Origin of the sequence: Streptomyces sp. LUP47B, assembly GCF_001746295.1 — a bacterium.
Classification (GTDB): Bacteria; Actinomycetota; Actinomycetes; order Streptomycetales; family Streptomycetaceae; genus Streptomyces.
This window is the reverse complement of sequence record NZ_MJAH01000034.1, coordinates 49,517-58,112: the sequence shown is the minus strand read 5'-3', so window position 1 is coordinate 58,112 and position 8,596 is coordinate 49,517. Positions and strand designations below refer to the sequence as shown.

The window sequence follows — 8,596 nt, the reverse complement described above, 5'->3', positions numbered from 1 at the left end:
GGCCGCCGCCTGCCGGGGCCGCGGTGGGCCAGCCACCGGGACGCCGACCGCCGCCGACGGGGGCGGCGGCAGGCCAGGCTCCGGGCGCGGGAGCAGATCCCGACGCGGCCGGGGGCGGTGTGACGGACGGCTGCTGGTGAGGCGTTTGAGGCTGTTCCGGGTGGGCGGTGGAGGGTTGGCCGGAGGGAGCACCAGAGGGCTGGGCCGTGGGTGAACCGTGCGCCGGGCCGGTGTGGGGGTCGCCGGTGTGGAGGTCGGGAGACGAACCGTGGGCCGGACCGGCGGGCGAGTCGGGGGCCCCGTCGACGGGCGGCGCCGAGTCGGCTGTAGCACCGGGGAATCCGCCTGTGCCACCTGTTCCGGCCGTAGCACCGGGGAATCCTCCGGTGGCACCTGCTCCGGACGGAACGCCGCCGCCCGGGACGCCGACTCCCTGCGCTCCGGCGCCGGGCATGCCGCCCCCCGGGGCGCCACTGCCGAAACCTCCGCTGCTCGCGCCCGACGCCCGGACCGCCGCACGCGCCGCGGCCGGGCCGCCACCGGGCGGTACCGGTGCCGCCGGCGGGACGGCGGCCGTCGAGCCACCCGAGGCACCAGGCATGCCCTGGACGACGCCCGGGGTACCCAGGGCCGCTCCCCCGTGGGCTTCCGGCCCCGGCACGTACCCCATCGCGGGGGCGCCGCCGGCCGAGAAGTTCACGCCTCGCTCGATGCGGTCGAGGCGGGCCATCACCGAGCGCTCGTCCCCATAGGCCGCGGGGAGCAGCACGCGCGCGCAGATGAGTTCCAGCTGGAGGCGGGGCGAGTTGGCGCCGCGCATCTCGGTCAGGCCTTCGTTGACGAGGTCGGCGGCGCGGCTGAGCTCGGCCGCGCCGAAGGTGCCGGCCTGGGCCTGCATGCGCTCGATGACATCGGCGGGGGCGTCGATGAGCCCCTTCTCGGCGGCGTCGGGAACGGCGGCGAGGATGACCAGGTCCCGCAGCCGCTCCAGCAGGTCGGTGACGAAGCGGCGCGGGTCGTTGCCACCCTCGATGACTCGGTCGACGACCTCGAAGGCGGCGGCGCCGTCACCGGTGGCGAAGGCCTCGACGACGGAGTCGAGGAGGGAGCCGTCGGTGTAGCCGAGGAGGGACGTGGCCATGGCATACGTCACACCCTCCTCCTTGGCCCCGGCGAGCAGCTGGTCCATGACGGACATGGAGTCACGCACGGAACCCTGGCCCGCCCGCACGACGAGGGGCAGGACGCCGTCCTCGACGGGGATGTCCTCCTTGCCGCACACCTCGCCGAGGTAGTCCCGCAGGGTGCCGGGCGGGACGAGCCGGAAGGGGTAGTGATGGGTTCGCGACCGGATCGTCCCGATGACCTTCTCGGGCTCGGTGGTGGCGAAGATGAACTTGAGGTGCTCCGGGGGCTCCTCGACGACCTTCAGCAGCGCGTTGAACCCTGCCGACGTGACCATGTGGGCCTCGTCGATGATGTAGATCTTGTAGCGGCTGCTCGCGGGCCCGAAGAAGGCCTTCTCGCGCAGCTCACGGGCGTCGTCCACACCACCGTGGGAGGCGGCGTCGATCTCGATGACGTCGATGGAACCTGGGCCGTTGCGTGCGAGGTCCTGGCAGGACTGGCACTCGCCGCAGGGGGTGGGGGTGGGCCCCTGCGCGCAGTTCAGGCACCTGGCGAGGATGCGCGCGCTGGTCGTCTTGCCGCATCCGCGCGGACCGCTGAACAGGTACGCGTGATTGACCCGGTTGTTCCGCAGCGCCTGCTGCAGCGGGTCGGTGACATGCTCCTGCCCGATGACCTCGGCGAAGGACTCCGGGCGATAGCGGCGGTACAACGCGAGAGACGACACGCATACGAGGTTATAGGCGCCCACTGACACCGGGGCCCGCGCGTGCGCTCCACCGGGAACGCAAGCGCCCCCCACGCACCCGCCAGAGCCGACCTACCCTTGCTGCCTTCCGGCCCTGGGGGAGTTCAGTCAGATAGCGCCGCGTGAGGGGCTGCCCAAACAGTACCCGATGGCAGCGGGTGGGAACGAGTTCGCGAGCACTCCTCAACGTCTTGTATTGTTTGCCGCGGAGGATTCGCCTAGAGGCCTAGGGCGCACGCTTGGAAAGCGTGTTGGGTTCACACCCTCACGAGTTCGAATCTCGTATCCTCCGCCAGTGCCTCACCGGGCACGATGTCGAAGGGCCCCACCGTTCGCGGTGGGGCCCTTCGACGGTTGCGGTCTCATCTACAGTCTCAACGTGAGCCTGCGGAGCACTCCGGGCCACCTTCGTCGGCAGCCTTGGCCACCTCCCAGATGAGACCGCCGACCCGCTGCGCCACGTCGGCCATGATCCCGCTCGTCACATGCTGGTAGCGGGCCGCCATCGCGGTCGACGACCACCCCATGATCTGCATCACCACCCGTTCCGGAACTCCGAGGATGAGCAGGATCGTGGCGGCGGTATGCCGGGCGTCATGCAGCCGTCCGTCCCGCACCTTGGCATCGGTGAGGAGCTGCTGCCACACGTCGTAGTCCGTGCTGGGCACCAGCGGCTCACCCACGGGAGACGTGAAGACGAAACCGGTCTCGTTCCACTCCTGTGCGGCGATCCGGCGCTCTCGGTCCTGCTCCTTGCGGTGCAGCTCCAGCAGTCTGACCAATTCGCCGGGCACGCCGATCACCCGGCGGCCGGCCTTCGACTTGGTGTTGGCCGTGTCCTCGTTCTTCCTGATTCGCTGCTTGCAGTACCCGGGCTTCCGGTCGCACTCTCCCCCGCAGCCGTGCAGGTACTTCGGTCGCAGTCTTGGACGCCATACGCACTTCGGCGCCGGCGTCGAGCCCTGCTGCGTGCTTCAGGACCGTCTGCGCCAGCAGGTCACCTTCGATGACGCCGTCGTTGAGGTCATCCAGACTCGCTCGGTACGCGGCCAGCGAGCCGAAGCCGGTCGCCGCGTCGAGCTGCGCGCACAGGTGGGCGAAGTCGGCCATCCGCAGGTCGGTGGGGGTGTCCGCCTCAGCGGCCCGCACCTTCACGGTCAGGTCCAGCAGGGAGCCGAGAACGACGGGGAGGATCTCCGCGTACTCCACCCACAGCTCTGCCTCGGTCCGCCGCACCTGGGGCCGCACGAGACGCAGCGCCAGGAGGCGTTCGGCGAGGTCGGGCCGGATGACGCCGACGTCGATACCGGTCAGCAGCATGGGGCGCCGGTAGCGGGAGCGCACGACATCACCATCGGTGAACAGCGCGCGCTTGATGCTCTCGGCACCGGTCACGATGCAGCACATGAGGTCGGACAGGTCCGGGGGCAGGTGGGAGAGGTTGTCCAGGGCGGTGACCCATCCGGCAGCAACGGCCGTGATCATGTTCTCCTCGTCCTTCGGGGCCCGGCGCAGGTCGCCGCTCATCCCCTCGATGATCCGCACCAGCATCCGGCCCCCGGTGGACTTGCCCGCCCCCTGCGGGCCGGTGAGGAACGGCGCGGGAACGGGCACGGAGGGTTCCAGGCAGCCGATCAGCCAGGCGATGGCCAGGCACTCGGTCTCAGCACTGGCGAAGTTGCACAGGCGCAGCAGGAGGTCGATGCCCTAGCCGTTGGTGTCCTTGGCGGGCAGGGGGAGTTCCCCGGTGAGCTGGGTGCGCCTCCAGCAGACTTCCTGCGGGTCGGGGGTGAGGACGTCCCGACCGGTGGCGTGGATGCGGACGGACCTGCCGTCGTTGCGGCCCAGGTCGAGCCAGGTCGCGCCGTCGAATCCGGGAGCGACGCGGATGTGGGGGGCTGTAAAGGCGGGCGGGAGGGCTTCCCGCAACCTGAGGTGGTCGGTGGACCAGTCGATGCGCTTCGCGGCGCGGATCTCATCCACGGTGGCCTTGCCACCGCCGGCGCCGTACGCGGCCACGTAGGGGCCCTCGCGGTAGACGCCGTGCCGCCAACCGCGCACATAGCCACGGTGCTTGGGATGAGCGGGCTGCGCGGTGATCCAGCCCCCGAGTTCGAAGTGGCGGTGCATGAGCACCCCCAGGCCGAACATCTCGCCGCACAGGCGCAGGTCTTTGGGACCTGGGAGCCGGCCACGTTCTCCATCACGTACGGGCGGCCCGTGCTTTCCAGGGCGGCCCGGGTCGGGGCGATGAGCCGGGGGTAAGTGCGGCCGATGGCTGCGTTGCGGGCCCGGTTGGTTCCCTGGGTCGGGGCGCCCTCGCCCTGGCAGGGCGGGGTGGCGTGGATGAAGTCGTACTCGTGGCCGTGGGCGCGGATGTACTCGATGGCGTCGCCCTGGTGGAAGGCGTCGCCGCAGTAGTCCGGCTGCGCCTGGATGTCGATGCCGGTGATGTGGCAGTTGCCGAACGCGCGCCGGTAGCCGGTAGTGGCGCCGCCGATGCAGCAGTAGGCGTCCAACACATTGAGGGGTTCGAGCAGGGCGAGCAGTCGCCCGAGGTCGGGTTGGTGGGTCATGCTGAAGGTCCCCAGTTCCTTGAAGGTTCTGGCTGGACAAGGGCGGCCCCAGTTCTTTGGCGAGATGCGAGGGCCGCCCTTGGCGTGACTACACACGAAGCGATTCGAAGGCAGGACACATGCGTGGGGTGGGAGTGGCCGTGACCGCGATAGCGGTGATGACGGCGCTGACAGGTTGCGGCGGCGGTGACAGCGTCGGCACAGCAGGCAAGCGGGCGACGACGACTGCTCGTGCGGCCGAAAAGAAGGCCAGGGACGAGCTGACCCCCGATGCCGTACGGGGCGATGTCCGGTCTGCGGCCGCTGCTGCGGGGATCGGGCACCTGGGTTTCCTCGACACGAGCAAGGCCGGCAATCCGTGCCGCGTGATCGCGTCCTTGCGGACTGGAGACGCGCCGAAGCGTGAGTCCGTGGACTCGGTGCTTGCCGTGCTCAAAGCACGGGGCTGGGGACAGATGGAGCAGATGCTGGCCGACGACACCGACCAGGCTTGGCGCCTGAAGAAGAACGGCTGGCAGATGATCCTGGGAGCGGGGAAGGTCCCCGAGGGCGCGGGGATCGTATTCGACGCGGACGCGTCGGGAAAGGCGTGCGGGGTGCCCATGCCGTCGCGGCCCGCAGCCTCCGACATCTCGCCTCCTGAGCCGCCCGTCCTTCCCTGAGAACGCAGGGAGGGTCTCGAAAAGGCCCCCGGCTCCGGCAAGACCACCCTTTCCCGCGCCCTCACGGATCGCGGGTTCGTTCGTCTGTGCCCGGATGAAGAGATGTACCGCCGGCATGGCGTGTACGGGGCCGACTTCCCGCGAGGCACGTTCCCCACCCTTGAACGGCCCGTGCTCGAAGACGTGGCGGTTGAACTCACGGAACAGCTCAAGGCCGGACATGACGTCGTCGTCGACCACGGCTTTTGGACCCCGGAAGATCGGGCTAGGTGGCGAGCCATCGCCACCGACGCCGGCGCCACCCCTGTGCTGGTCTATCTCGCAGCGAGCCACGATGAGCTTTGGGCGAGGGTCAGCAAACGCAACGAGGCCCATGCGGACGATCCAAACTCGATCTACTTCTCTGAGAGCGATCTCCAGCGTTACCGCACCCGGTTCATCCCGCCTGAGGCGGACGAACCGCACATGACGTACGACGGTGATGTTGCGACCGTAGTCGCGGCTCTAGAAGCTGCTCGTTTTTGACGATCAATGAACGCAGCCGCCGCTCGACATGGCGGTCGAAGGGGCGACTGCTGCACAGCCATTCTGGCGCCGCCTAGGAGGTCCAGAGCACCCCCGATTACGTCGGCAACGGCGTCACGCTCATCGTCGCTAAGTTCTTCAAGGAAACTGAGCACGCGGCCGGCGACACCCGTCTCGTTCCCGTCGATTCCAGATTCCGCTTACCCGAGCCAACGCAGAGCGGTGGCTCGCAGCCCCTTCTGCCCCTCGTCTGGCAAGAAGGCCACCGAGGCGCCAGGCACGATGTAAGGCCACTCAGCTTCGTCTATCAAATCTCTGAGGTGGAAGAAATAGTCCCTCCCCCAGGACCGAGTAAAGCCAAAAATCTTGTCAGGTGGCACATTTGTAACTTGCCCAACCCTGCGGTTCAGTAGGTTCGGATCGACTGTCCGCAATCGATCCCTAAGGCGATTCGAAAAGTTTTCTAGGCTTCCAATAAGGAAGTCGTCATCTACTCTTCGAAGAAGTCCTTCACTAATGTCGATCAACTGCAGAATGCGGTCCTCCGGCTCCCCGCTCAACATCTCTAGCCGCCCAGATTCAACAAGGTTGACCGCCGCCTCTAGAACCTCCACGGCAGCGTCGAGTTGCGTGTTCCGGATTCTTTTTTCGGCCTCATAGACTCCGGCTCGTACACCCATCGTCATTGCGGCAGATCCCTCGTGGATATCCGGTTTAAGGGTAATGGCATGAGATGCGCTAGTTAGCGCGGACTCAAAATCCCCCAACTGAATATGGGCCCAGGCGATTTCATTTACCACGACGGGTGGGACCTGCGTGAGGACAGCTGCCTTTTGGAGGAGTTCAAGTCCCAATGCAAGATCAACTGCATCATTTACCAAGAAGGAGCCGTATAGGAAGTTTAGAGTAGCCGATTCAGGCGCAAGCTCATGCGCACGTTCGTACGCTGCGCGAGCGCCCGGAACGTCATTCAGTCCGGTTTGAATATATGCCTCAACTCGCCAGGATTCATGATATCCGGGCGATAGCTTTTGGGCTTCACGGCAGATCAGCAATGCGCCATCTGCGTCACCCCGGTCGTAGCTTCTCAAGGCATCACGAAGAATACGCGCTGTGCTGAAATCTCCTGGGCCCTGAATATCAAGCGTCTGCGGATCGTACGGGGATGCAGTACTTTCCGCCTGTAGTCTCATACCTAGGTCGGATAGCTCCCGACTTCTCCCCTCGTATGTCGCCCGCTCAAGCGATCCAACCGAATGCTTCTTATCCAGATACTGCTTTCCGAAATCCGTGAGTTGGTACGTGGTTTCGGTAGTTTGTCCAGTGGACGCCCCTTGCATTTGGATAAAGTTCGTGGTGATCAATTCCAGCAAACTTGATTGAATTTCCCCTGCGGAGTAACCGTTAAGGAAGGCGAGTTCAGCTTGACTCCGCCGCCCTGGAAGTACCTGCATCGATCGCAGGACTGAGCGAGCATTCTCCTTTAGGAATTTATATACGTTCGACATGCAGAATTCGAGGAGAAGGTCATTTTCGTGAAGTAGCTCTTCGGGGCGCCTGCCAGCCTGGACGCCAGCTACGAACCACCGAATGTAGGCTGGGTGCCCCTTCATGGCCTGCACCATGTTATCCAGGACTGGCGGACGGAGGCTCTGCAACGCCTCCACGTTGCGCACTCGAGCAAGTTTCAGAAGTAGACGCCTTGAGTCATCGTTCGACAAAGGAGCCAAAGATACAGGATTCTCGATCCCCAAGCCAATGCGGCTTGTGATCATGACCTTGCTCCCCATTGGGAGATCAAGGAGGAAGTTGCGCAGACGCTGATCGAGAACAGTTTCCATGTTATCCAAGATCAACAGAACCTTGAAATGCTCCAGATAGGAGAGGACTTCGGCCACGGGGTCGCCCGCCCCCTGAGCCTCAGGGCTGCCCAATTGTTCAGCCGCTGAAGCAAAGAGACCCAAGGAGTTTTCGATCGCTCCACTAATGCGCTGGATCTCGTTGACGGTGAGGATTGTCGCTTTTGCAGTCACCCACACGAAAGCGTCAAATGGATTTTTCGGGTCGTCAAGCAGTTCATATGCAACCTTCAATGCAATGGAAGTCTTTCCGATTCCACCATCACCCAGAATCGACACTACGGGGTAAGCGCCCTTGATGGCCTTTTTGATCCGGTCGAGCTCCGGCCGGCGACCAAAGAACCCTGTTTCGTCGAACTCTGGCGCAGGGAGGTTATGCTGAGGAGCGGTATCTGGGTCCGTCACCAGATTGATGGTCAGCCCCAAGACATACGCCGGGTCTTCCTGGAGCTTCGCGAGAGTTCCACTCAATTTATCCCAGAAGGATGGAGCTGCAGCATAGACATTCTTCGCCACATCGTGTACGACTGCAAGGTCGTCAATCTCCATTGGTCGGGTGTGAGCAACCCTGTTGCGGACCTGTGTCAATTGACCCAGACGTGGCGCAAAATCCTGCAGAGATTCCTGTACTTGCTCAGGCAGATTCTTTTTATACTTTGAAAGCACTTCGTAAGACTCGGCGAAATCCAAGTAAGGGGATAGGCTGGCGATAGTGACCTTCTGCTGACTACCCAGTTCCCGCGTGATTCGACTGAGTGATCGGTCGTACCGAACCTCGCCTAGGGCGACCCGGGGGTCTTCGCTTTCACCGCATACGCCCAGAATGGCGTTCCGTAAATCCTCTTCCATTGCTGACAGGAGTGCAAAGCAGGTAAGTCGAGTGGCACTTGAACTCATATCTCCCCCAGAAGTTCACTTGGATCGTCCGTGTGAAGTGACGTCACCTTAGATGATCCATACATGGCCTGTCTCACAGTCGGCGTGGAATACATCCATACCCGCGCCTTACGGGCGGTACTCACCGCCAGGCTCGTGGCTATCGCTTGTCATTAGGGCGTCGCCGAACCTGGGAACGGCGACGGCTGGCACGGGGCCAGC

General features: G+C 64.6%; 4 protein-coding genes, 1 tRNA gene, 1 other RNA gene and 3 pseudogenes. 3 read left to right on the top strand and 6 right to left on the bottom strand.

The annotated features are described in order from the left end of the window. Together BFN33_RS48050 and ffs are read right to left on the bottom strand one after the other, a co-directional pair. A partial coding sequence (locus tag BFN33_RS48050; RefSeq protein ID WP_069766547.1) for a DNA polymerase III subunit gamma and tau occupies positions 1 to 1,855 on the bottom strand: 1,855 nt, incomplete at its 3' end. A gap of 57 nt (positions 1,856 to 1,912) precedes the next feature. Further along, positions 1,913 to 2,011: signal recognition particle sRNA small type (gene ffs, locus BFN33_RS48045), an RNA gene on the bottom strand. 72 nt (positions 2,012 to 2,083) lie between these two features. On the opposite strand from ffs, the gene BFN33_RS48040 reads away from it, so the two are divergent. Beyond that, positions 2,084 to 2,171, top strand: a tRNA-Ser gene (locus BFN33_RS48040). A gap of 79 nt (positions 2,172 to 2,250) precedes the next feature. Here the strand turns inward: BFN33_RS48040 and BFN33_RS55170 are convergent. The 3 genes and pseudogenes from BFN33_RS55170 to BFN33_RS55780 all read right to left on the bottom strand — a co-directional run. Next, positions 2,251 to 2,559 (bottom strand): tyrosine-type recombinase/integrase, encoded by a 309-nt coding sequence (locus tag BFN33_RS55170; protein ID WP_256123093.1) that lies wholly within the window; start codon positions 2,557 to 2,559, stop codon positions 2,251 to 2,253. A gap of 244 nt (positions 2,560 to 2,803) precedes the next feature. Beyond that, positions 2,804 to 3,769 (bottom strand): annotated as a pseudogene (locus BFN33_RS48030) (ATP-binding protein); the annotation flags it as partial. A 6-nt stretch (positions 3,770 to 3,775) separates the two neighbouring features. Next, positions 3,776 to 4,452, bottom strand: a pseudogene (locus BFN33_RS55780) (DNA methylase); the annotation flags it as partial. 134 nt (positions 4,453 to 4,586) lie between these two features. On the opposite strand from BFN33_RS55780, the gene BFN33_RS48025 reads away from it, so the two are divergent. Together BFN33_RS48025 and BFN33_RS48020 are read left to right on the top strand one after the other, a co-directional pair. Further along, positions 4,587 to 5,114: a hypothetical protein gene (locus BFN33_RS48025; protein ID WP_069766540.1), complete on the top strand. Its 528-nt coding sequence runs from the start codon at positions 4,587 to 4,589 to the stop codon at positions 5,112 to 5,114. A gap of 36 nt (positions 5,115 to 5,150) precedes the next feature. Further along, positions 5,151 to 5,639: pseudogene (locus tag BFN33_RS48020) on the top strand (AAA family ATPase); the annotation flags it as partial. Positions 5,640 to 5,839: 200 nt separating this feature from the next. Here BFN33_RS48020 and BFN33_RS51140 read toward each other — a convergent pair. Next, positions 5,840 to 8,188, bottom strand: coding sequence for an NB-ARC domain-containing protein (locus BFN33_RS51140; protein ID WP_256123092.1), 2,349 nt, complete (start codon positions 8,186 to 8,188; stop codon positions 5,840 to 5,842). Between the last annotated feature and the right edge of the window lie 408 nt (positions 8,189 to 8,596).